The 23237-nt window shown below is 64.2% G+C and carries 27 protein-coding genes; 18 read left to right on the top strand and 9 right to left on the bottom strand.

The genetic code is table 11. From position 1 onward, the window contains the following. Positions 1-35: 35 nt before the first annotated feature. From xerD to IG122_RS24060, 3 genes are read right to left on the bottom strand one after another with little or no spacing between them, the layout of a single operon-like run. The gene (xerD, locus tag IG122_RS12305) at positions 36-956 is read right to left on the bottom strand and encodes a site-specific tyrosine recombinase XerD (protein ID WP_193183909.1); all 921 of its coding nucleotides are present in this window, start codon (positions 954-956) and stop codon (positions 36-38) included. A 3-nt stretch (positions 957-959) separates the two neighbouring features. After that, positions 960-2870, bottom strand: coding sequence for a hypothetical protein (locus IG122_RS12300; protein ID WP_193183907.1), 1911 nt, complete (start codon positions 2868-2870; stop codon positions 960-962). Then, positions 2851-3039, bottom strand: coding sequence for a hypothetical protein (locus IG122_RS24060; RefSeq protein WP_226893543.1), 189 nt, complete (start codon positions 3037-3039; stop codon positions 2851-2853). The genes IG122_RS12300 and IG122_RS24060 overlap by 20 nt, the downstream gene beginning before the upstream one ends. 226 nt (positions 3040-3265) lie before the next feature. Here IG122_RS24060 and IG122_RS24055 point away from each other — a divergent pair, with 226 nt between their 5' ends. The 5 genes from IG122_RS24055 (at position 3266) to IG122_RS12280 (ending at position 7474) form a co-directional block, all read left to right on the top strand. Then, entirely contained in the window at positions 3266-3808 is a 543-nt protein-coding gene (locus IG122_RS24055) for a shikimate kinase (RefSeq protein WP_264299724.1), read from the top strand. Between the two features lie 39 nt (positions 3809-3847). Then, the gene (gene aroB / locus IG122_RS24050; RefSeq protein ID WP_226893541.1) at positions 3848-4978 is read left to right on the top strand and encodes a 3-dehydroquinate synthase; all 1131 of its coding nucleotides are present in this window, start codon (positions 3848-3850) and stop codon (positions 4976-4978) included. A 22-nt stretch (positions 4979-5000) separates the two neighbouring features. Next, complete coding sequence (locus IG122_RS12290) at positions 5001-6335, top strand: HlyC/CorC family transporter (RefSeq protein WP_193183905.1); 1335 nt, start codon at positions 5001-5003, stop codon at positions 6333-6335. Between the two features lie 42 nt (positions 6336-6377). Further along, on the top strand, positions 6378-6827 hold the full coding sequence (locus IG122_RS12285; RefSeq protein ID WP_193183904.1) for a CBS domain-containing protein: 450 nt from the start codon (positions 6378-6380) through the stop codon (positions 6825-6827). Positions 6828-6907: 80 nt separating this feature from the next. After that, positions 6908-7474 carry a DUF2889 domain-containing protein gene (locus tag IG122_RS12280; RefSeq protein WP_193183903.1) on the top strand — a complete coding sequence of 189 codons (567 nt, stop codon included), beginning with the start codon at positions 6908-6910 and terminating at the stop codon, positions 7472-7474. Here IG122_RS12280 and IG122_RS12275 read toward each other — a convergent pair. Both IG122_RS12275 and IG122_RS12270 read right to left on the bottom strand, forming a co-directional pair. Beyond that, positions 7456-7788, bottom strand: a complete 333-nt coding sequence (locus IG122_RS12275) for a ribbon-helix-helix domain-containing protein (RefSeq protein WP_193183902.1) — start codon at positions 7786-7788, stop codon at positions 7456-7458. The two genes, IG122_RS12280 and IG122_RS12275, sit on opposite strands and share 19 nt — an antisense overlap. A gap of 142 nt (positions 7789-7930) precedes the next feature. Further along, a complete protein-coding gene (locus IG122_RS12270) occupies positions 7931-8197 on the bottom strand; it encodes a BolA family protein (RefSeq protein WP_193183901.1) in 267 nt (88 codons plus the stop codon). A gap of 114 nt (positions 8198-8311) precedes the next feature. Between IG122_RS12270 and IG122_RS12265 the strand changes: the two genes are divergently transcribed. The 6 genes from IG122_RS12265 (at position 8312) to IG122_RS12240 (ending at position 14493) form a co-directional block, all read left to right on the top strand. Further along, positions 8312-8890 (top strand): J domain-containing protein, encoded by a 579-nt coding sequence (locus IG122_RS12265; RefSeq protein WP_193183900.1) that lies wholly within the window; start codon positions 8312-8314, stop codon positions 8888-8890. Positions 8891-8959: 69 nt separating this feature from the next. Beyond that, positions 8960-9961 carry a cobaltochelatase subunit CobS gene (gene cobS / locus IG122_RS12260; RefSeq protein WP_193183899.1) on the top strand — a complete coding sequence of 334 codons (1002 nt, stop codon included), beginning with the start codon at positions 8960-8962 and terminating at the stop codon, positions 9959-9961. Between the two features lie 27 nt (positions 9962-9988). Beyond that, complete coding sequence (cobT, locus tag IG122_RS12255) at positions 9989-11860, top strand: cobaltochelatase subunit CobT (RefSeq protein WP_193183898.1); 1872 nt, start codon at positions 9989-9991, stop codon at positions 11858-11860. 87 nt (positions 11861-11947) lie between these two features. Then, positions 11948-13480: a bifunctional metallophosphatase/5'-nucleotidase gene (locus IG122_RS12250; protein WP_193183897.1), complete on the top strand. Its 1533-nt coding sequence runs from the start codon at positions 11948-11950 to the stop codon at positions 13478-13480. Between the two features lie 122 nt (positions 13481-13602). Continuing rightward, positions 13603-13926, top strand: a complete 324-nt coding sequence (locus tag IG122_RS12245; protein ID WP_193183896.1) for an NIPSNAP family protein — start codon at positions 13603-13605, stop codon at positions 13924-13926. A 126-nt stretch (positions 13927-14052) separates the two neighbouring features. Beyond that, entirely contained in the window at positions 14053-14493 is a 441-nt protein-coding gene (locus IG122_RS12240; RefSeq protein WP_193183895.1) for a dihydroneopterin aldolase, read from the top strand. Between the two features lie 9 nt (positions 14494-14502). Here the strand turns inward: IG122_RS12240 and IG122_RS12235 are convergent, their stop codons facing one another. Then, on the bottom strand, positions 14503-15186 hold the full coding sequence (locus tag IG122_RS12235; RefSeq protein ID WP_193183894.1) for a DUF1028 domain-containing protein: 684 nt from the start codon (positions 15184-15186) through the stop codon (positions 14503-14505). Between the two features lie 13 nt (positions 15187-15199). Further along, a complete protein-coding gene (locus IG122_RS12230; protein ID WP_193183893.1) occupies positions 15200-16045 on the bottom strand; it encodes a branched-chain amino acid aminotransferase in 846 nt (281 codons plus the stop codon). A gap of 165 nt (positions 16046-16210) precedes the next feature. Here IG122_RS12230 and IG122_RS12225 point away from each other — a divergent pair, with 165 nt between their 5' ends. From IG122_RS12225 to IG122_RS12210, 4 genes are all read left to right on the top strand, one after another. Then, complete coding sequence (locus tag IG122_RS12225; RefSeq protein ID WP_193183892.1) at positions 16211-16576, top strand: DUF952 domain-containing protein; 366 nt, start codon at positions 16211-16213, stop codon at positions 16574-16576. 7 nt (positions 16577-16583) lie between these two features. Then, the gene (locus IG122_RS12220) at positions 16584-17651 is read left to right on the top strand and encodes a quinone-dependent dihydroorotate dehydrogenase (protein ID WP_193183891.1); all 1068 of its coding nucleotides are present in this window, start codon (positions 16584-16586) and stop codon (positions 17649-17651) included. Between the two features lie 22 nt (positions 17652-17673). Next, entirely contained in the window at positions 17674-18879 is a 1206-nt protein-coding gene (locus IG122_RS12215; RefSeq protein WP_193183890.1) for an EAL domain-containing protein, read from the top strand. A gap of 61 nt (positions 18880-18940) precedes the next feature. Next, positions 18941-19792, top strand: coding sequence for a TIGR01459 family HAD-type hydrolase (locus IG122_RS12210; protein WP_193183889.1), 852 nt, complete (start codon positions 18941-18943; stop codon positions 19790-19792). Between the two features lie 24 nt (positions 19793-19816). On the opposite strand, the gene IG122_RS12205 is transcribed toward IG122_RS12210, so the two are convergent. Next, the gene (locus IG122_RS12205; protein ID WP_193183887.1) at positions 19817-20200 is read right to left on the bottom strand and encodes a ribbon-helix-helix domain-containing protein; all 384 of its coding nucleotides are present in this window, start codon (positions 20198-20200) and stop codon (positions 19817-19819) included. A gap of 208 nt (positions 20201-20408) precedes the next feature. Between IG122_RS12205 and IG122_RS12200 the strand changes: the two genes are divergently transcribed. From IG122_RS12200 to rpmB, 3 genes are all read left to right on the top strand, one after another. Beyond that, positions 20409-20921 (top strand): Lrp/AsnC family transcriptional regulator, encoded by a 513-nt coding sequence (locus tag IG122_RS12200; protein ID WP_193183885.1) that lies wholly within the window; start codon positions 20409-20411, stop codon positions 20919-20921. A gap of 94 nt (positions 20922-21015) precedes the next feature. Further along, positions 21016-21210 (top strand): hypothetical protein, encoded by a 195-nt coding sequence (locus tag IG122_RS12195; protein ID WP_193183883.1) that lies wholly within the window; start codon positions 21016-21018, stop codon positions 21208-21210. Between the two features lie 123 nt (positions 21211-21333). Next, positions 21334-21627, top strand: a complete 294-nt coding sequence (gene rpmB, locus IG122_RS12190; RefSeq protein ID WP_193183882.1) for a 50S ribosomal protein L28 — start codon at positions 21334-21336, stop codon at positions 21625-21627. A gap of 85 nt (positions 21628-21712) precedes the next feature. On the opposite strand, the gene IG122_RS12185 is transcribed toward rpmB, so the two are convergent. Further along, positions 21713-22993 carry an ArgE/DapE family deacylase gene (locus IG122_RS12185; protein ID WP_193183881.1) on the bottom strand — a complete coding sequence of 427 codons (1281 nt, stop codon included), beginning with the start codon at positions 22991-22993 and terminating at the stop codon, positions 21713-21715. Positions 22994-23237 lie beyond the last annotated feature (244 nt).

Genomic DNA, 23237 nt, shown 5'->3' with positions numbered 1-23237 from the left:
GCGGCGGGTTACAACGGCTGGATTACGCTTCCGCGTCAGCTTTTTGCCGAGGCTTTCGCCAGCGGATGATGTTCGGTAACCAGCGATTTCAGGCGTTCTGCCAGGACGTGCGTGTAGATCTGCGTCGTCGAGATATCCGCGTGTCCGAGCATCTGCTGGACGCTGCGGAGATCCGCGCCATGGTCGAGTAGATGGGTGGCGAAGGCATGGCGTAGCACGTGCGGCGAGACCGAGGCAGGGCGCAGGCCGCATTCGGCGGCGAGTTCCTTCAGAAGCTGCCCCATGCGCCGCCGGGTCAGATGACCCTCGCTGCCGCGCGATGGGAACAGAAACGGCGAGGTCGCGCCTTCCGGCAGATAGCTGGCGCGCACCTCCTTGAAGGCGGCGATCGCCTCGCGCGCGGCCTCGGTCAGCGGCACCATGCGCTCCTTGCCGCCCTTGCCCCGGACGATCAGCACGCGCGGGTCGCGGGCGACCGAAGCGAGCGGCAGGGAGACGAGCTCGGAGACCCGGAGCCCGCTCGCATAGAGAATTTCCAGCAGGCAGGTCAGGCGGATCCCGTCGGGACCGCCGCGGCCTCTGGCAGCGGCGAGCAGAAGATCGACATCGCCTTCACTCAGGATCTTTGGCAGCGGCCTGCCTTGGCGCGGGCTGTCGATCACGGTCGAGGGATCGTCCGTCCGGTCACCTTCGCTGAAGAGGAAGCGATAGAACTGCCGGATCGCCGAGAGCCGCCGGGCTGCGGTCCGCGGCGCCATGCCCGCCGACTCGAGTCCGGCCAGGTACGCCCGGATATCATCGCTCCCGGCATCTGTCAGGGTCCGCTTACGGGCCTTGAGGGTCGCGGCGAAGTCGGTCAGATCGCGGCGATAGGCCTCGATCGTGTTGGCCGAGGCGCCGCGCTCGGCGAGCAGCATTTCAAGAAACCGTTCGACCGATCCGGCGTCCCGGCCCATGCGCTACTCGTTCGCCGGAGCTGCCGGAGCCGAGGGCGCCGACGCGAGGTAAATGTCGAGCGCGAGGCGGTAGGCATCCTGTTCGAGCCCGAGTTGCGAAAGCGTGCGGACGCAGCTCGTCAGATGGGCGGGATCGAATTCGGTCAGCTCCGCGCCGGAGAGAGAGAGGACGGTGAGCAAGGCGCCTTCACCGAGCTGCCCCCCGGCCGCGGCGGCCCGCCGGGCCCATTCGAGCGCCGGCGGGGGCGATTTGTAGGCGAGGGGCAGGGCCCGGTCGACCAGTCCGCGCCAGACGGTGCCCGGCGTCTCCGCGCCGGTCGCCTCCAGAAGCCCGAACAGCAGAGCCGCACGGGCCGGGGCCTGCTCGCCAGCGGCGCCGCGCAATCCGTCCCACCAGCTTTTCAGGAACCCGTTGTCCAGCGGCACGCGTTCTCCCGCCGCGAGACGGGCCATGATGACGGCTTCGCGCCAGGCCGTTGCCTGCTCTTCACCGAGCCGTGCTTCCCGTTCGGCAAGCGCGAGCCAGGGATCCGCAGCCTCGGTCATGCCGGCCGCGATATACGCTCCCGCCGCGTCCGCGGCGAACCAGGAGTGCGGTGAGGTCGTCGGGATCTCGTTGATCAGCGGCGCGTAGAGCCGTGCGGTCTGCGCGTAGAGGCCATCGCGCCGGGCGAGCTTCAGGGCTTCCTGGATCGCCTGGGCCCGAGACAGCGGCAGGGTCTGGCTCGCGGTTGCACGATAGAGCAGGGCGCGGCCGTTGGCGCTAGGGTCCGCGGCGGCGACGCTCAGCGCGTTGGCCATCTGCGAGGGGGCGATCTCCACCAGCTCGTAGAGCGAGATCAAATCCTTCCGCGCGACCAGACCCAGCCGTTCGCCGCGCTCGGCAAGACGGAGGCGATCCTCGAAGCTGATCGCCTGGAACTTGATCAGCACCGGAATCAGAGCCGCTGGGACGGCTTCCGTGTCGGGCATCGCCGGGGCTATGCCCGAGACTCGCATCATCGCGATGTCGAGCGGGCGCAGCTGGGCAGCTTCCGGCATCTGCGGCAAGGTCGAGGCGGTGCCGCTGACGGCGCGCATCAGCTCAAAGAAGCGTTTGTCCTCTTCGCCGAGTTCCAGCATCAGGCGGAGATTGAACTCGACGCTCTCCCATTCGTCCGCCAGTGCGAGGCAGAAGGTGCCCGCTTTCTGCCAGTAGCGGTCCTCCGGCACCGAGAGCATCGCGTCGCGGGCGATGGCGCAGCCGGTATCGGTATCGCCGGTGAGAAAGCCGGCATCGGCCATCAGACGCGCGCGGAGGGCCGGCGGCAGCACGGTGTCGGTGCCTTCCGGACCGGCGGCGGGCGCGACGTTGAGGAGGCGGACATAGTGATCCCAGGCGCCGATCCGCTCGAGGGCGTCGATCCGGGCGTTGACGATTGATCCGTGGTCGGCCGGGTCTTCCGCTTCCGGAACCGCGGCCGGGCTCAGAAGCACGCGCTCAAGCAGGTTCCGCACCGTCGCATTCGCCGGCGGCGCGCCGACCAGCGTCAGCATGCGTTTGATCGCCGAACGCGGGGTACCTTCCCACATGCTTGCGGGGAGCGCGTTCTCGTCCGGGCCGATGGTGCCGACAGTCTCGACGGAAACCGCGTCCAGAGTGTCGACGGCGATGCCTTCCTTCAGCGGGTCCTCGTCCGTGGCGGGAGCGCTTCCGGTGGCCGGAAACGGTTGCTCGGGCGTGCCCTCGGCCGGTGCGGCCGGCTGTGGCTGGACCAGCAAGGGTTTCGGCGCACCGAGCGCGGGCAAGAGCGGTTTCGGCGCGCCTTGCGCCAAGCTTTCCGGGGCGTTGAAGGAAAGACCGAGAAGCAGCGCCGCGGCGGCGAGCGCCGCCCGCGTTCCCCGCGCCGGGCGATCAGCGGGGGAATTGTTCATTCGGGAGAACCTGTTCGATCTGGCTGGTCGGTGCCGGGATATCCCAAGTGGAGAGAAACGCGAAGCCGCCGCCGAAGAACAATGCTATGACGACCACAACCCAGAGCGTCAATTTCATGCCGTGGACCCATGGAATTACTGTTTCGCGCGCCCCCGGTCCTGCCGGCATGCACGCACCTGACCCAAGGCGTTTGCAACGCCATATACGGAAAGTTATGCTACCGGCGGATTATGACGCGTTTGCGGCAGCATACCGGCCGCATGGAGCGAGTTCAACGAGGGAGAGGTAAAGAGAGGTACCGGATGTATCAGACAAGCGACCTTTGCTTGCCATCCGGTGCCGCGGCCTGCTTCCCATGGTGATTCACTCCGATCTGGCGCATTCCCCGGAACAAATGACGAAAAGCATCGTTCTGGTCGGCCTCATGGGCGCCGGCAAGAGCAGCGTCGGCCGCCGGCTTGCGCAAAAGCTGCAGATGCCTTTCATCGACGCCGATCAGGAGATCGAACGCGCCGCAGGCTGCACCATTCCCGAATTCTTCGAGCGATTCGGCGAGGAGGAATTCCGGCGCGGCGAGCGACGGGTGATCCAGCGCATTCTGGACGGACCGCCCGTGGTGCTTGCGACCGGCGGCGGGGCCTTCATGGCCGAAGACACGCGGGCCGCGATCGCGGCACACGCGGTCTCGGTCTGGCTGAAAGCCGATCTCGACGTCCTTTACGAGCGTGTGAGCCGGCGGCAGGGCCGGCCCCTTCTCGCGAAGAATAATCCGCGTGAGGTACTGAGGAAGCTGATGGAAGAACGCTACCCGGTCTATGCGCTGGCAGACCTCGAAGTGGAGTCCCGCCGCGGGCCGATCGAAGCCACCGTCGAGCGGGCGTGCGAGGTATTGGCGGATTATCTCGACGGCGTGACCGACACCGTTCCCGCGGAATGAGAACCGCGACCGCCGCTCTCGATAGGACAGGACATTGAAATGACAACCATCCAGACGGTCCCCGTAGCCCTCGGAGAGCGCAGCTACGATATCCGGGTCGGACCGCATCTGATCGAGAATGCGGGAGCGGAGATCGGCGCGGTCCTGCGTGGAAAGAAGGTTTTCATCGTCACCGATTCCTCGGTTTCGGGCTTCTGGCTGGAGCCGCTGATCGCGTCGCTGAAAGCCGCTGGCATATCCTCCACCACGATCGCCGTGCCGCCGGGCGAAGGGTCGAAGAGCTTCGAAAGCTACGAGCATGTGGTGACGAAGATGCTCGAGAGCGGCGTCGACCGGCGTACCGGGGTCGTGGCCCTCGGTGGCGGGGTGGTCGGTGACCTTGCCGGATTTTGCGCCGCGTCGGTCCTGCGGGGACTCGATTTCATCCAGATTCCGACGACCCTGCTGGCGCAGGTCGACAGTTCGGTCGGCGGCAAGACCGGGATCAACACGGCTCAGGGCAAGAATCTGGTCGGCGCCTTCCATCAGCCGCGCCTGGTGCTCGCCGACACCGGCGCGCTCGCGACGCTGCCGAAGCGTGAGATCCTCGCCGGCTATGCCGAGGTGGTGAAGTACGGACTGATCCGCGACGTGGCTTTCTTCGAATGGCTTGAGCAGCACGGTGCCGCGCTCATCGCGGGCGACGAGGCGGCGCGGATCACGGCGGTGGTCGAGAGCTGCAAGGCGAAAGCGGCCGTTGTGGCTGCAGACGAACACGAGGCGGGGCTGCGGGAACTGCTGAATTTCGGCCATACCTTCGGGCATGCGCTGGAAGCGGCGGCGGGCTATGACGGCTCGTTGCTGCATGGCGAGGCGGTTTCCATCGGCATGGTCCAGGCGCTGGAGCTGTCGCGCCGTCTCGGCCTCTGTCCGGGTCAGGACACGGAGCGCGCGCGCAGCCATCTGGCCGGCATGGGACTGATGGCGCGGGTCCGCGACATTCCGGGAGCGGAAAAATGGAAGGCCGGGGATCTGCTGGCCTCCATGCGCAGGGACAAAAAAGCGCGGGACGGAACCATCCGTTTCGTGCTGGCCCGCGGGATCGGCGAGGCTTTCACCAGCGACGATGTCGCGCCCGACGCGGTCCAGGGCATGCTTGAAGAAGACCTGTCGGCAGCGGCCGGCGCCTAGAGTCAGGGAGAAATAGCGGATAATGGACGCCGAATTGCTGCTGACCATTGGCAGTATCTTGCTGCTGATCGTGTTCTCGGCCTTTTTCTCCGGCTCGGAGACCGCTTTGACCGGTGCCTCCTATGCCCGGATGCACCAGCTCGATCGCAAGGGCGAGAAGCGCGCACATCGCGTGCTCGCGCTGCGCGAACACAGCGAGACCATGATCGGGGCGATCCTGATCGGCAACAACATCACCAATATTCTGAGCTCGGTGCTCGCGACCACGATCTTCCTGCATTTCTTCGGGGAGACCGGAGTCGCCTACGCGACGCTGGTGATGACCGTGATCGTCGTGATCTTTGCCGAGGTCCTGCCGAAGACCTACGCGCTGAACAATTCGGACCGCGTGGCGCTCGTGGTGGCCCCGCTGGTCAATGTCATCGTCTTTATCCTTAGTCCGATCGCAAAGGCGGTCCGGTGGATCGTCCGCGGCATCCTCGCGCTGTTCGGGGTCAAGATCTCCGAGGAGTTCGGTCACTCCGAGCAGGAGGAGGAGCTTCGCGGGCTGATCGAGCTGCACGGTCATCGGGTCGAGGTCGACGAGGAGGAGGTCCGCGAGGAGCGCGCCATGCTGCGCTCCATTCTCGATCTGAGCGAGGTCTGGGTCGAGGAAATCATGACCCACCGTCGCCGGGTGGAGATGCTGGATGCGGACGACACCCTGGACAACCTGATCTCGCAGATCATGAAGAGCCCCTATACCCGCCTGCCTCTCTTCAAGGGGGACCATGAGGAAATCGTCGGCGTGCTGCACGCCAAGGCGGTTCTGCGTGCCGTCAAGGGACTGAGCGCCGAGGAACTCGAGAAGCTCGATATCAGGGACATCGCTGCCGACCCGTGGTTCATCCCCTCGACCACCACTCTGCTCGACCAGTTGCAGGCCTTCCGGGCCCGGCGCGAGCATTTTGCCCTGGTGATCGACGAATACGGCGCGTTCCAGGGGATCGTGACCCTGGAAGACATCATTGAGGAGATCGTCGGGGACATCAGCGACGAGCACGATGTGGCGGTCGCGGGCGTGCGTCCCCAGCCGGACGGTTCCTACGTGATCGACGGCACCGTGACGCTGCGGGACCTCAACCGGGAATTCGACTGGAACCTGCCCGACGAGGAGGCCTCGACCATCGCCGGACTGGTACTGCACGAGGCCAGGACCATTCCGAACGTCTCCCAGGAGTTCGTGTTCCACGGATTCCGCTTCAAGATCCTGCGCCGACACCGGAACCAGATCACCCTGCTCAGGATATCGCCGGAGACGCGCGTCGAGGCGGGAAAGGAAGCCGCCGAAACGAGGCAGCTACCAGACGCGTCCTGATTTGGTATATCCTGATAGAAATAACCTATCGGGGAGAATGCCATGTCCAGACACATCGTACCCGACGTGGTCGATAAGCAGGATCTCTCGTCGCTCAGTCCAAGCGATACGGTTCTTGCCGCCGCCAAACTGATGACCAGCCGCAAGATCGGCGCGCTGCTTATTCTCGAGGGCGAGGAACTGGTCGGCATTCTTTCGGAACGCGACATCGCGGGACGGCTCGTCGCCCAGGAACTGCCGGCGGCGGAGACGAAGATTTCGGCGATTATGACGGCGAATCCCGAAACCATCGGACCCAAGGCGTCGGTGATGGACGCCTTGCAGCGAATGCAGCAAGGCAAGTTCCGGCATCTTCCCGTGGAGGAGGATGGAAAAATCATCGGCATGGTATCGATCCGGGACATCTACGCGGCCGTCCGCGAGGACCTGGAGGAAGCCGTCCTGGAGCGCGAGGCCTTCATTTCGGGATCCGGAATGGCCGGCCTGCCGTAAACCGGCGGTGCCGAGGGAATTGACTTCCGCGCGGCCCGGACTGATTTTTGCTGCAAAGCAATATCACTCCGGAGAGTTCCATGCCCTTGTCAGATCCGGCGCCGCGCCGGAAAGTCCACACGCGCCGTGTCACCTGCGAGGGCTTCCGGCGGGATGACGGCCTGCTCGATATCGAGGGCCGCATCACGGACGTGAAGACATACGAGGTTCCGAACAAGTTCCGGGGCGGGATTCAGCCGGGCGAGCCGATCCACGACATGTCGATCCGCTTGACGGTCGACGACGATCTCACAATTCACGCGGTCGAGGCGGTGACGGATAACGGGCCGTTCGAGATCTGTCCGGCCATAACGGGCAACTTCCAGCGCCTTAAAGGCGTGCGCATCGGTCCCGGCTGGCGCAAGAAGGTGCTGTCGTCGCTCGGCGGTGCGGAAGGCTGCACCCATCTCGTCGAACTGCTCTGGCCGATGGCGACGACGGCCTATCAGACGCTCTACGGCGAGCGGGCTCGTCTCCGGCGGGAGCGCGGCGAGAAGGAGCCGGAACGAGAAGGCACCCCGCCGCTGCTCAATTCCTGTCACGCGTTCGGAGAAAGCAGCCCGGTGGTGAAGGAGATCTGGCCGGATTACTACAAGGAGCCGGCGTAACGCCCAAGTTGCGGCGAGTTCCGGAACTCTTCCGTCTGGCGGAACACCATATGGATGATCGATTCCTCGGAGCCGACCGCAGGCCTTCGTTCCAGGTTATCCGCAAGGATCCGAAAGTAACCCAGTATGAAGACGCGGATCGCGGAGGTGAGCGACGTGTTCATCCGGTGCCGGTTCACGATCCCGCAGATCTGATGAACGGTAAGATTTTCGCGCGCGGCGATCTGGCCGAGGGCGTCCCACATCGCCGGCTCGAGCCGCATGCTGGTGCGGCGTCCGTCGACCAGAACATTCTTGCTTATGAGCGTTGACAAACCGATACCCGCATATTCAGACCGTACTGCCGTTCTGGAGCACGTGCTCCGATGTATCAGCGTATGTAATTTTTACGCAACTAAAAAACGATTCAGTCATAAGAAATCCCTTTTTGATTGCATCGCTTGGGTCTCACTCCGGTTACTCGGCCGGTGACTTGGCCTTGATCGACAAGGCATGCACGCGATCGGCCAGTTCGGCCGCGAGGATTTCATGGACCATCCTCTGCCGCTCGATACGCGACTTTCCCGCGAAGGCGTCGGAGACGATTTCGACATTGAAATGGGTCTCTCCACCCTCGCGCCAACCGCCATGTCCGCGATGACGGTGGGAGTCATCAACCACCTCGAGATGCGCTGGAGCGAGGGCTGCGGTTAATTTCACTTTGATCGTCTCGGTCACGGACATTAATTTAACTCCTTTGGCCGCTCGCGCGGCCTTTCCGGATTTTGTGCGGGGCGATAACCCCCAGTTTCGAACGACCTGCAAATGCGGGGCCAGAGCTAATTTGGAAACCACGGTATGCGGAAGGCGCAAAGCGATTCCCTGAAAATCGACAGCTACGCTGCCGAATCCGGATTCCGCCGGTGCGATGCGCCCGGCTGCCGCGAGCGGGGAGAGCACCGGGCACCGAAGGCGCGCGACCGTCTGGAGGACTATTATTGGTTCTGCCTCGATCACGTGCGCTCATATAATAAGCAATGGAACTATTACGAAGGCGTATCGCCTGAAGAACTCGAACAGGCGATCCGCCGCTCAACCACCTGGGACCGGCCGACCTGGCCGCTCGGTGCCGCGGCGGCTTATCGCAAGTTTGTTGCCGGGGATTACAGAGACCCGTTCGGCGCGCTCAATGGTGACGAGGAAATGGGGGCAGCCTCCGGTGCCGGTCCGACCCGTCCTGGAGCCGAGACGGCGGAAGGAAAAGCTTTCGCAATCATGGGGTTGGAGCCGCCGGTTTCGGAAGTGGAGCTGAAGGCCCGGTATAAGCAGCTCGTAAAAAAGCATCATCCGGATGCGAATGGCGGCGACAAGCAGGCCGAAGAACGGTTGAAAATCATCAACGAGGCCTATACGACTTTGAAGAAGTTTCTATCTTGAACGCGTGGGAACCTCGCTGACGACGTTCCGGCGCCGGAGAGTCACCCACATCACTTGGGAATGAAGGCCATGGCGGCAGCACATGTTTACGAGCGCAAGCCCGCGCACCATATCGAAGCGCCGGACACGGAAGTGTCGGTCCGCGAGACCTTTGGCATCGATGTCGACATGATGGTTCCGGCGTTCAGCGAGGCGAGCGACTACGTTCCGACGCTGGACCCGACCTATCTCTTCGACAAGCAGACGACGCTCGCCATTCTCGCAGGCTTCGCCCACAATCGGCGGGTCATGATCCAGGGCTATCACGGCACCGGCAAGTCGACCCATATCGAACAGGTCGCGGCCCGCCTGAACTGGCCCTGCGTGCGCGTCAACCTCGACAGCCACATCAGCCGTATCGACCTGATCGGCAAGGACGCCATTGTCCTGCGCGACGGCAAGCAGGTCACCGAGTTCCGCGAAGGCATCCTGCCCTGGGCGCTGCAGAATTGTGTCGCGCTCGTGTTCGACGAATACGATGCCGGCCGCGCGGACGTGATGTTCGTGATCCAGCGCGTGCTGGAGACGGACGGCAAGATGACCCTGCTGGACACCAACAAGGTGATCCACCCGAACAAGTATTTCCGCCTCTTCGCGACCGCCAACACGGTCGGTCTCGGCGACACGACCGGCCTCTATCACGGCACGCAGCAGATCAACCAGGGTCAGATGGACCGCTGGAGCATCGTCACCACGCTGAACTATCTGCCGCACGATCGCGAGGTCGACATCATTCTCGCCAAGCTGCCGAGCTACGACACGCCGGAAGGCCGCGAGACCGTCGCCAACATGGTGTCTCTGGCGGATCTGACGCGGGCCGGTTTCATGTCGGGCGATATCTCGACCGTCATGTCGCCGCGTACCGTCATCACCTGGGCCGAGAACGCGAATATCTTCGGCGATGTCGCGACCGCTTTCCGCCTGACCTTCCTCAACAAGTGCGACGAGGTCGAGCGGAGCACGGTGTCCGAGTTCTACCAGCGTTGTTTCGGCGACGACCTGCCGGAAACCAGCATTCGCGCGGCGGAATAACAGGCCGTACGGCTCGGAAGACCTGACATGGCATCATCGGCGGACGACGACCGGCTTGAGGATTTCAAGCGTGCGACAGCTTCCTGCGTGCGTGCGATGGCGCACGAGAAGGAGCTGGAGGTCACCTATGGGGCGGACACGGCGAGCGCTTCCGGCGACCGCGTGCGTCTGCCCTCGCCGCCGCGCGGCCTCAAGGCCGAGGATGTCGCCCGGGTCCGGGGCGAGGCTGACGGTCTTGCTCTGAAACTCCGCTACCACGATGCCGCGACCCATGCCCGGCGGCAGCCGACGGGGCAGGCCGCGCTGGAGATCTTCGACGCGGCCGAACAGGCGCGGGTCGAGGCGCTCGGCTCGATGCGGATGTCCGGCGTTGCCCGGAACCTCGAAGCCGCGATGGAGCAGCGCTACGAGAAGCAGGGCCTTGCCAACGTCACCGAGAAGGAAGACGTGGCATTGTCGGAAGTGGTCCGACTGATGGCGCGCGAGGCGATCACCGGCGAGGCGCCTCCGGAATGCGCGCGCGGTGCGGTCGATCTTTGGCGGCCCTGGGTCACCTCGAAGATCGGCGAGACGCTGACCGAGCTTTCCCGGCACATCGACGACCAGGAAGCCTACGCGAAACTTTCCCGTCAGCTGATCAGCGATCTCGATCTGGAGATCGGGGAAGAGGGCATGACGGAGGAATCCGAGTCGGATTCGGAGGCCGAGGACGATGGCGGCGAAGGTGAGGAGCTGAACGACAGCGGGACCCGCGGCACCGCCGAGGACAGCACCTCCTCCGAGATGGTTCCGTCCGACATGGAAGCGGGCGACGAGGCCGGCGAGGGCGAGGACAGCGAGGACGGCGATTTCGAGCCCGGCGAGGGTGACGATCAGCCGGCCAATCCGGGTACGCCGCCGCCGATGCACAACGCCGACGACGCCAACCGCATGCAGAAGGCCTATCACGCCTTCACGACCGAATATGACGAGGTCGTCCTGGCCGAAGAGCTCTGCGATGCCGAGGAACTGGCGCGGCTCCGTGCCCTTCTGGACCAGCAGCTCAGTCACCTCCAGGGCATGATCGGAAAGCTCGCCAACCGGATGCAGCGCAAGCTGCTGGCGAAGCAGAACCGGTCCTGGAACTTCGACCTCGAGGAAGGCATCCTCGATGCCGCGCGGCTCGCCCGCGTCGTGGTCATGCCGGAAAGCCCGCTCTCCTACAAGATGGAGAAGGACACCGACTTCCGCGATACCGTGGTCACGCTGCTGATCGACAATTCAGGTTCCATGCGCGGCCGGCCGATCTCGATCGCCGCGATGAGCGCGGACATCCTCGCGCGGACGCTCGAGCGCTGCGGCGTGAAGGTCGAGGTGCTCGGCTTCACCACGCGCGCCTGGAAGGGCGGGATGTCGCGCGAGAACTGGATCCAGGGCGGCAAGCCGGTCAATCCGGGCCGTCTTAACGATCTCCGCCACATCATCTACAAGTCCGCCGACGCGCCGTGGCGCCATGCCCGCAAGTCGCTCGGCCTGATGCTGCGCGAAGGCATCCTGAAAGAGAATATCGACGGCGAGGCCCTGCTCTGGGCGCATCAGCGCCTGCTGGCCCGGCCGGAAGAACGCCGCATCCTGATGGTGATCTCCGACGGTGCGCCGGTCGACGATTCAACGCTGTCGGTCAATCCGGGGAACTATCTCGAGCGCCATCTGCGCGAGGTGATCCAGTATATCGAGACCCGGTCCCCGGTGGAGCTGATCGCGATCGGCATCGGCCACGACGTGACCCGCTACTATCGCCGTGCGGTGACGATCGTGGATGCGGAACAGCTCGGCGGTACGATGATGGATCAGCTGACCAACCTCTTTGACGAGGACACGCCGAAGGCCCGCCGTTCCGGCATGCGTCGCGCCGGATAAGCGGAAGAATCGTTCTTTCATACGGGATTAGGTGAAATTTACCGAAAAAGCGGCTAGGCTTGGCCGTTATCTATTCGGAGAGATTTCATGCGTGTGCTGCTCCGCACGGTTTTACCCGCTTTGCTCCTTGCGACCTTCGCGTCTCTCGCGGGATTCTCGGTATTTGCGGAGCCGCTCCGGCTCTCCATCGTTCATGTAAACGACTGGGACCGTCTCGATCCGAAGGATCGGGCCGGCGGGGCGGCGAAAATCGCCAGCATCGCCCGCTACGAACGGGATCGGGTCGAAGCCGAAGGCGGGCAGGTTCTGCTGACCTTCGGTGGCGACATGATCTCGCCCTCGCTCCTCTCCGGGTTCGACAAGGGCGCGCACATGGTGGCGCTCGCCAACGCCATCGGCTTCAACGCGGCGGTCCTCGGCAACCATGAATTCGACTTCGGGCCAGAGGTCCTGATCGACCGGCTGAAGGAGGCGAAATACCCGGTCCTCGGCAGCAACATCTCCTACAAGGGCAAGCCCGGATTTCCGGGTGCCGACCGTTCGCTTCTGATCGAGGCGGGGGAATACAGGATCGGCCTGCTCGGGCTGACGACCACAGACACACCGAGCCTGTCGAGTTCCGGTCCGGACGTTGCCTTTACGCCACTCGCAGAGACGGCAAAGGAGACGACAGAAGCGCTCCGCGGACAGGGGGCGGATCTGGTGGTTGCGCTGACCCACGCGGTCTATCAGGAGGATCTCGAGACTCTGCGCCAGGTTGCCGGCATTGACATCGTGCTCGGCGGTCACGATCACCTGGTGCTGATCCTCTACGACGGCAAGCAGGCGATCCTGAAGTCCGGCAGCCAGGGCAATTTCGTCGGCATCATGGACATCGTGATCGACCGGGTCGAAGGCCGGGGCGGGCCGCAACTGGTCTGGCAGCCGAGTTTCTCCATGGTCAACACGCTCGATGTCGAGGAGGACCCGGAAATCGCGCAGCGGGTCGCCGGATACATGGCGGAACTCGACAAGGAACTCGCTGTCGACATCGGTCCGACCGAGGTTGCGCTCGATACCAGGCGGTCCTCGGTGCGCAGCGGGGAGAACGCCTTCGGCAATCTCGTCGCCGACGCGATGCGGGCGGCGACGAGGGCGGACGCCGCGCTGACCAACGGCGGCGGGATCCGGGGCGATACGACCTATGTCGAAGGCCGCGTGCTGACCCGCAAGGACGTCCTCACGGAACTGCCCTTCGGCAACAAGACGGTGACGATGCGCCTGAAGGGATCGGACCTGAAGGCGGCGCTCGAGAATGGGGTCTCCAAAGTCGAGGAGGCCGCGGGCCGGTTCCCGCATGTGTCGGGGATCAGCTTTGCCTATAGCGGAAACAAACCGGCCGGATCGCGGGTCTCCGACGTCAAAGTCGGTGGATTGCCGCTTGATCTCGGTAAGGTCTATGTCGTCGCTGTGAACGATTTCGTCGCGCGTGGCGGTGACGGATACACATCCCTCGAGAACGGCGAACCGGTCGTCGATGCCAGCTCCGCCCGGTTGATGGCGAACCAGGTGATCGATTTCATTCAGGCCAAGGGTGGCGTCAAGATCGGTGTTGAAGGACGGGTTCGCCGCCTCGACTGATCTCCCGGAGCGGGCCGGACTGCCGCGGCTTCGGCCAGTAATCTCTTTCTCGTTCGGCGCTGGAGAGGGCTTCGCCCTCCGCCTATGCTGCCTCCATCAGTATTCCAATGGGAGGAGAAATCATGCTGCTCGACGTGCGCACCTATACCTGCCGGCCCGGCACCATCAAGAAACATCTCGAGATCTACGAGAAATACGGCAAGGCGCCGCAGACCAAGCATCTGGGCCAGCCGCTTGCCTACATGGTGACGGAGACCGGCAACCCGAACACCTACATCCATATCTGGGTCTACGAGAGTGCGGGTGATCGCGAAGCCAAGCGTGCGGCCATGTGGGCCGACCCGGACTGGCTCGAATACACGAAGAAAAGTGCCGAGCTGGGCGGCCTGGTCGAGCAGCAGAACTGCCTGATGAAGCCGGTCGATTTCTTCAAGATCAAGACCTGAGCTGTCGTTCCCGCAGAGAGCAACCGGCCGCGATCGACGGCAAAATGACGCTTTTCGGATGTTCCGACGCGGCCGGATGCGTTACCCATGGGGCTCGGAGCCGCTCGAGAGGAAGGGAGAGTCCCCGTGGCCAGAGAACGGATCGGCGATAATGTGACGCCGCTCGACGTCGTGCGCGAGAGCGCGGCGCAACGGCAGCGCCAGCCGAGCTACACGGTCAGGATCCGCGATCTCGTGCTCAACATGTTCATCGGTGTGCACGAGTTCGAAAAGGCGAAGCCGCAGCGGGTGAAGATCTGCGTCGACCTGACTCTCGATTACCCCGAAGAGGGGATCGGCAACCATTACAGCCGGGTGTTCTGTTACGAGACCTTCATCGGCCGCATCCGGATGATCGCCGAGGCCGGCCACGTCCTGCTGGTCGAGGGTTTCGCGGAACGGATCGCCGATCTTGCGTTCGACGACCGGCGCGTCAACGCGGTCAAGGTCGAGGTAGAGAAGCTCGATATCTTCAGCGACGCCGCGGGTGTCGGCACCCTGATCGAGAAGTTCCGCCCGCAGGACTGAGCCGGGGCCTTAATTTTTCGAGTGCCCTTCGAGGTCTTCCGTTGCCGGCGCAGTCGCCGGCGAGAGGGCACGCTCGATATAGCCGGGCATGATCGGCTCCCATTCCTTCCAGGCTTCCCTGAGATCGGCGACCGGCTCTTCCGAGCGGTCGATCCGCAGGTCCACCATGGCAAAGCCGTTGCGGCCATGTACACCGAGCGCGGCCGAGCGGAGCGGATCGAGCTCGCCGCCGGCGGCGACCGCGTCCTCAATGGCGCGCAGCAGCCTTTCGGCGAGCGGCAGGAACGGATCCTGGCCGAACCCCGAGACCATCGCGGCGACCACCGTTTCGTCCTTCACCCAGTTGCCCGCCGCCACGCAATGCTTGGCGGTGATGGCATCGGCCGGCGCGGAGACCCGCTGACCTGTGTGGAAGGCGCCATTGCCGTCCTTGTCCAGCACGGCCAGTTGGCGCCAGTCGCGGTCCGGACTGGAGGCGACGAGAGAGGCCACGGTCTCCTCCGCATTGTGACCGCTCCGAAGCAGGGCGAGACCCTGCGGACCGAGCCGGGGATCGGTCCGCGCTTGGGTCAGCACGACCCCGACACCCCAATGGGCGAAGGCGACGCGCCCGCCGGCCGCGATGCTGGAGGTCGCGAGCGCGCAGCCGATCTGGCCGGTCTCGGCACAGTATCCCGCGATGGAGAAGGTCACGGGGGACGGCGCCCTAGAAGGAGGCGCCGGTCTTGGCGTAGGCCCAGTAGAGTTCGCGGGCCTTGGTCGCCATCGGGCCCGGCTGCATCTCGCGCTCCTCGAAGCGGGTCACCGGCATCACCTTGGCGTGGTTGCCGGTCGACCAGATCTCGTCCGCGGCACGCAGGTCCGCCGGCGTCACGGTCGCTTCCTCGACGGTCACGCCCTCGGCACGGAGCAGCTTGATCACACGCTGGCGGGTGATGCCGTTGAGGAAGGTGCCGTTCGGCGTCGGGGTCTTCACCACGCCGTCCTTGGCCATGAAGATGTTCGCCGTGGCGAACTCGGCGACATTGCCGATCGGGTCCAGCATGACCGCATTGTCGAAACCGGCCAGGTTCGCCTCGCGGAGCGCGCGGCCCGCATTCGGATAGAGGCAGGCGGCCTTGGCGTCGGTCGGCGCCTGGTCGGGCGCCGGACGGCGGTGCGAGGAGACGTGCGCGGAGAAACCTTTCGGCTCCGGCAGCGGCGACTCGAAGATATGCAGCATGAAGCGGGTGGTTTCCGGATTCGGATAGATCCACCCGTCCTCCGCCCACATGACCGGCTTGATATAGAGCGCGACGTCGCTCGGGAACTTCTTGATCCCCTCGATCGCGAGCTTCTCGAGCTCGGCCGCGGAGATCGGGGACTTCATCCCCATCTTCTCGGCCGAGGCGCAGGCGCGCTGGCAATGCAGGTCGAGGTCCGGCGCGACGCCTTCGAAAGCCCGTGCGCCGTCGAAAATGACTGCACCCAGCCAGGTCGCCAGGGTGGCCGGACCGAGCACGGCCGGATTGCCTTCGTGCCATTCTCCGTCGAGATAGGTCAGCGATTTCATCGCATTGCTCCAAACTTTTGCATTAGATTACTCGGGGGTCTGCGGACGCGCCCCGGATTTCGGGCAAGCTTAGCCCGCAGGCTCCACGGATGCCAATGTCGCAATTGTCACACTTGCGAGCGGAACAATTTGAGATCGCGCGGGGCGGCGGCTACTCTCCCGGCCATGACAGACACAGCACCCTTCCGGTGGATCTACCACCTTTCCCGGCGCGCCGACTGGGACCGCGCCAAGGCCGACGGCAGCTACGCGGGGTCGCGCGAGGATAATGCCGACGGTTTCCTGCATTTCTCGACCGCGCTGCAGGTCGCGGCCAGTGCCGCAAAGCACCGCGCGGGGGAGGCCGGTCTCGTTCTGCTGGAAGTCGACGTCGACAAGCTCGGGGACGCGCTCAAATGGGAGCCGGCCCGGGGCGGCGATCTCTTCCCGCATCTCTACGGTCCTCTGCCCGTCGCCGCCGTCGCCGCCGAGTTCGATCTTCCGCTCGGCGCGGACGGTCTCCACCAGTTTCCCGACATGAAGGCGGAATAAGACGCCGATGCTCGCCGATCTCGCGCTCCCCCTGTTGCGCTGTCTCGATCCGGAGACCGCGCACCGTCTCACCGTTAGGGTTCTTGGATCGGGCTTCATGCCGGTCGGCACAAGCTGGAAGCCGGATCCGCGTCTGGCGCAGGACCTTTTCGGCCTGCATTTTGCGCACCCTGTCGGGATTGCCGCCGGGTTCGACAAGGACGCCGAGGCCTATGCCGGCGCGCTCCGGCTCGGCGCCGCCTTCGTCGAGGTCGGGACCATGACGCCGAAGGCCCAGCCGGGCAATCCGCGCCCGCGCCTGTTCCGCCTGCCGGAGGACGAAGCGGTGATCAACCGCAACGGCTTCAATAACAATGGGTTGGCATCGGGCGCTGCCCGTCTTTCCGGCCGTGTCAGAGCGGAGGGGATCGTCGGCGCCAATGTGGGTGCCAACAAGGGCGTCGAGACGCCGGAGAGCGACTATGCGGCCGGTGTCGCCGCGATGGCGCCGCTCGCCGATTACATCACCATCAACGTCTCCTCCCCGAACACGCCGGGTCTCCGCGACCTGCAGGCGCCGGGACCGCTGCGCGACCTCCTCAGGGCTGCCAAGACGGCGCGCGCGGAGGTGGTGCCGGAGAACGCGCCCGCCATCCTTCTGAAGATCGCGCCGGACCTCGGAGATGAGCAGCTCGAAGGCATCGTCGGCGTAGTACTGGAGGAGGAGATCGACGGCATGATCGTCTCCAATACGACGATCGCGCGCCCCGAGAGCCTGAGGAATCCGAACCGGTCCGAGACGGGCGGCCTGAGCGGCGCGCCGCTGTTCGGCCCCTCGACCGAGATCCTGCGCAAGACCTATTGCCTGACTGGCGGAAAGATTCCGCTGATCGGCGTCGGCGGTGTCGATTCGGGCGCGGCGGCCTATGCCAAGATCAAGGCCGGTGCCTCCCTCGTTCAGCTCTACACCGCTTTGATATATAAAGGACCCGGTCTCGTCAGACGCATCGCCGACGAACTTGGCACGTTGCTTGAACGGGACGGATGTTCCTCCCTCGCGGAGGCTGTCGGCGTGGAAACCGGGACCGCGCCCTGAACCTGGGAAGGGGACCGCGCCATTGCGTAACGTCCTGATCGCAAGCTTCTACATTCTGCCGGCCATCGCGCTTGCCGTTCTGCTGCCCGAAGTCCCCGTGCTGGCGATCCCCGGCTGGGGTGCCGGACTGGCGCTGCTGACGGTCGGCGGGCTGGTGCAGACCGGCCTTTCGCTCGGCGCGGCGCGTGCCTCCTCGGAACGGCAGCTCGAGGTGCTGGCGCACGAACTCGCGGTCACGCGGCAGGACCTGGACGCCGCGCGAGAGGAGCTCTCCCGAATCCGCGAGGCGATCGAGGAAATGCCGGACAGCGGCCATGTGGTGGCCGAATTGAAGGTCCTGCAGGGCCTGCTCGGGCAGCTCTCCGCAAAGACGCCGGAAAAGCCCAAGGCGAAAGCCGCGGCGGCGAAAAAGGTGGACGATATCGGCCTGCCGGCGGTGGCGGCGGCCGAAAGCCATGGCGAGCCGCTGCTGCTGATCGACGACGCGGAGGTTCTGACCATCGTCGAACAGGCGCTGCGCGAGGACCGGGTCGACCTCTATCTGCAGCCGATCGTGAAGCTGCCGTCGCGCAAGCGGCAATTCTACGAATGCTTCTCGCGCATCGTCGACGACCGCGGACGGGTCATCACGCCGGAGCAGTATATTCCGCTCGCCGAGGAAGCCGGGCTGGTCGCGGTGATCGACAATATGCTGCTGTTCCGCTGCATCCAGCTGGTCCGTCGCGCGGTGCGCGGACAGCCGGATCTCGCCTTCTTCTGCAACATCTCGAACGGCTCGCTGACCGATGTCGATTTCTTCACCGACTTCATCGAGTTCCTCGCGGACAACCAGAAGCTGATTCCGAACCTCTTTTTCGAATTCGAACAGGAAGCGATCGTCAATCCGAGCTACGAGACCCAGGTCAACCTGCAGCGCTTGCAGAATCTCGGCTTCCACTTCTCGCTCGATCAGGTCCGTTCACTCGACGTGGACCTCCCGCATCTGGCGAGTCTCGGCTTCAAATACATCAAGGTTGGCGCCCACATGCTGCACGAGCTTGCCCGGGGGGACGATCCGCAGCTCGATATGCGGCGCTTCAAGGGCGCTCTCGATCGTTGCGCCATGGATCTCATCGTCGAGAAGATCGAGACCGAGGACATGCTGCTCGACCTGCTCGACCTTAAAATCGACTACGGTCAGGGCTATCTCTTCGGGGAACCGCGGCCGACGACGCAGCCCGCCAAGTAAGGCGTCGCCGGACGCCACCCCATCTCAATCTTGAACCGTATTCCGACCGGGAGCCCGTTGAATGCCCGCCACGCTGTCCGCCTTTTCCGAAATCGCCGAGCGTTATGACGGTTTCATCTTCGATGTCTGGGGCACGCTCTATGACGGCGGCAAAGCCTTCCCGGACGCGCTCTCGACCGTTCGGGCGCTGGCGGAGCGGAAGAAGAAACTGCTGGTGCTCTCGAACTCCCCGCGCGTCCCGTCGGTGGTCGCGGAACGGCTGACGGGGATCGGTTTCGAGCTTTCCTGGTTCACGGACATCGTGACTTCGGGCGGTATGGTCGCTGACATCGTGGGCGGCAGGAATGACGCCGAGGCGCGGAGTCTCGGCGAGCGGGTGCTCTGGCTCGGGCGGGCGCGCTTTCCGGACACGCTTCCGGCTGGTGCCTTCACCGAGGTCGCGGAGGTCGGCGAGGCGGACTGGATCCTCAACGCCGGACCGGAGAACCCGGACTCCCGCATCGAGGAGGTCGAGCCGTTGCTCGCCGAAGGTGCCGGCCGCGGTCTGCCGATGGTCTGTGCCAATCCGGACAAATCGGTGTTCCAACTGGGCGTTAGGCAGATCTGTGCCGGCGCGATGGCGGAGCGCTATGAAAGTCTGGGCGGCCGGGTGCGCCATTTCGGCAAGCCGTTCCCGGAGATCTTCACACACTGCCTGGAGCGGATCGCACTCCCTGCGGAGCGGGTGCTCGTCGTCGGGGACAATCTGGAAACGGATATTCTCGGCGCCAACCGGGCCGGCATCGACAGCCTGTTGCTCGGCGGCGGCATCCACGCGGGGGAACTCGCCGGAGATCCGGTGCAGAAGCTCCCGGCCCTGATCGCGGAGCACGGTGCGCGGCCGGCCTATTTCGCCGGATCGCTCGCCTGGTAGGTCCCGACCCGAACCTTCGGAGAGCTAGTGCGCGGCCTGCGCCTGCTCGCTCGTGGCATATTGTTCCTGTTCCAGCGCAAAGCGCTGCAGGGCGGTATCGAGAAAACCGGGGATTGGCGGCTGGACATCTTCTCCCATGCCGCCTTGCGGGGCGGCGCTGAGGCTCTGCTCGATATTCTCCACGACAAGCCTGAAATAGGTCAGCAGGAAGACGCGCAAGGCGGAGGACATGCTGGATTCCTTGCGGCGCTCCGCGACGCGCGTGCAGAGTGCGTCTATGCCGATCTCTTCTCTTTTGCAGATATCGGACAGTCCATTCCAAACCTGTGCTTCCAGACTTACGCTTGTACGCCGATTGCCGATCGTGACGTTCTTTCTGATACGGTCGCTACCGATAACGCGTGCCACTCTTAACGCTCCCAAAACCCCAGCACACAACTGTATGGTTAACGTGCCGCAATTCTACTGGTAGTGCAATAATCAACGCAATCTTCGCGCGTGAGGCGTCTGAACGTCAGGTTCATGCCGCTATCCTTCCGCATTTGCCAGAGGTGCTTTGCAGGAACGGGTCCGGCACACTATCATGCGCGGGTATTGCGGTTATGGGGGACAGCCCATGAGTAGTAACGGCGAAGGTCAACTGGATAAGGTCGGCTGGCAGCTCCTTCGGGTGTTGCAGGAAGACGCGCGCCTCTCCTTCAGCGAACTCGGGCGCCGGGTCGGCCTGTCGTCTCCCGCCGTCGCCGAGCGTGTGCGCCGGATGGAGGATCTCGGGATCATCAACGGCTACCGGACCATCGTGAATCCGGAAAAGCTGGGATACCCGACCACGGCCTTCATCCATCTGAAGACCTCCGGCGAGCACTACAACAAGATCGCGACGGTCGCGCACACCCTGAGTGAAGTCCTCGAGTGCCATCACGTGACTGGTCAGGACAGCTACATGATCAAGGTCATCGTCTCCTCGATGGTGCATCTCGAGCATGTCATCTCCCAGATGCGGAAATACGGAGAGACGACGACCTCGATCGTTCTCTCCTCGCCGGTGAAGGGCAAGATGATCGCGGCAGGGCCGAGCGTCCGGATGGGACCGGCGACGCCGCCGATGTTCCTCGTCGAGAACGAATAGCTCTGCGGCCGTGATCGGCGCGATGCGTTGAAATCCGGCATATCCGCCCGATATGAGATAGGCAGTAGTCAATCCATACCGGAGGAGGAATCGCATGCGTAAGCAGATGACAGAAACCCGGCCGTCGGTAGTGGAGCTCGACCGCGCACGCAGGTCGATCCAGGCGAAAAGACGGACCGGCCTCGACAAGTTGAGGCTGGCCGCCCGCAAGCCTGGTGAAACGACGGGTGGCACGACCATGACGGAGATCTTCGACCGCGCGGTCAGAGGCTTCGAAAAGCAGGTCTGAAGGCTCGAAAAATCCCCGGAATCCCCTTGACGGGAAAAAGGGCCTCGCGTATATGCCCTGCTTCCTCGTGCGGCCTCGGCTGCGCGAAAAGCAATTCTATCGAGTTGACCGAGGATTAGAGAAATGGCGCGTCGTTGCGAAATCACCGGTAAGGGTGTCCAGACCGGCAACAATGTGAGCCACGCGAACAACAGGTCGCGCCGCCGGTTTCTTCCGAACCTGCAGCAGACCTCGCTGATGAGCGATGCGCTCGGCAAGATGGTCCGCCTGCGTCTCACCACGCATGCGATCCGCTCCATCGAGCATAATGGCGGTCTCGACGAATTCCTGATGAAAGCCAAGACTGCGCAGCTCGGCGTCGACGCCCGCGCGCTGAAGCGGCGCATCGAGAAGGCCGTTGCCGCGAAAGCCGCCTAAGGCTTTCCCGTCTTTCAGACTTATGAGAACGCCCGCTTCAAGCGGGCGTTTTTCTTTTGTGCGGATATCGAGGGCCGGGACCCGGCTAGATCTTCTCCAGTCCGCACCAGTCGGCGATGAAAAGCGCCATTGCCGCGGTCACGCGCCGGACCGACGGCAGGTTCACCCGCTCGTCGAAGCCGTGCACATTCTCCGCGATCGCCCCGTAAACATAGGCCGGGGTCTTGTTGTAGATCCCGTGGAAGCGCGAGTCGGTCAGCGCGGTCGAGGCGCGGCGGCCCGCCTGGTTGGCGAACACCGTCTCGTGACATTGGTCGAGCAGCGCCTCGCCCGGCGTGCCCTCAGGCAATACGTAGCCCGGCGACAGGAAGCCCTGCCATTCGATTTCGGGCGGGTTGTTCGCGAGAAAGGTATGGGACCTGGAGGCGGTGGCGATCGTCTCGGTCAGCCGCTTCTGGATCGTCGCCGGATCGACCCCGGGATAGAGGCCGACGCGCACCTCGAAGGTGCACCAGGCGGGCACGCTGGAGGTCCAGTCACCGCCCTTGATCTGCGAGATCACCACATTGACCGGGTGCGGGTTGTCGGCGAAGGCCGGGTGTTTGTTTTCCGGCAGGTTGAACTCTTCCTCCAGCTCGTGCAGTGCGTTCCAGAGCGGCACGCAGGCCTCGATCGCGTTCTGTCCGCTGCCGGCATGGGCGACATGCACCGGGATCCCGGCGACCTTCACCCGCATCCAGACGACGCCGACCTGCGCCGAGGTCAGGCGCTCCCCGGTCGGCTCCGGGATCAGCACCGCGTCCGCCTTGTAGCCCCGCACCAGGGTCGAGAGCGCGCCGTTGCCGGTGCATTCCTCCTCGATCACGGACTCGAAATGCACCGGCGCCGCCGGCCTGTAACCGGCGCGCCTCAATCCTTCGAGGGCATAGAGGGCACTCACCGTGCCGGTCTTCATGTCGCCGGCGCCGCGGCCATACATCCAGTCGCCGTCGATCTCGCCGCCGAAGGGCGCCCGGGTCCACATCTTCTCCGGGCCGATCGGAACCACGTCGACATGTCCGTTCAGGATCAGCGAGCGGCCCTTCGGGGTCTCCGGCCGCCAGGAGGCGACGACCGTATAGGCGTTCTCGTAGGACACATCGACCGGCGAGAAACCCGGATGTTTCGAGATTTCGTCCGGGTCGATCCGCCACATGTCGACCGCGTAGCCGAAGTCCCGGGCGGCGCGCGCCATCAGATCCTGCGCAGTCGCTTCCTGACCCCGCGTGGAAGGGCAGCGCACCAGTTCCTGGCTCAGTTGAAGCTGTTCGTCGAATCCATCATCTACCGCCCGCAGGATAGCGGTCGCAACGCTCTGGTCTGGCATGCTCAATCCTTCAACTGGTCTTGCGATCGGCCTCGTCCGGTTCGGTCTGCCGTCGCAGGTCGAACAGGGAGAGCCATCGCCGGTGGGAAGTCGCTTACGTGTGGGTTGCAATCGGACGATCACCGTTCGATCCTGTCGCATCGTTTGCGCTGTGGCAAATGTCTCGATTCATAATCAAGCATGGCGAGCACGGATTTGACGGCTGGAAATTCCCCGATTCACGCTTCGGATGATTCCCGGAAGG

The sequence above is a fragment of the Nisaea sediminum genome (genome assembly GCF_014904705.1).
Classification (GTDB): Bacteria; Pseudomonadota; Alphaproteobacteria; order Thalassobaculales; family Thalassobaculaceae; genus Nisaea; species Nisaea sediminum.
Note: the sequence above shows the minus strand (reverse complement) of the source record. Positions and strands in the feature narration are given on the sequence as shown.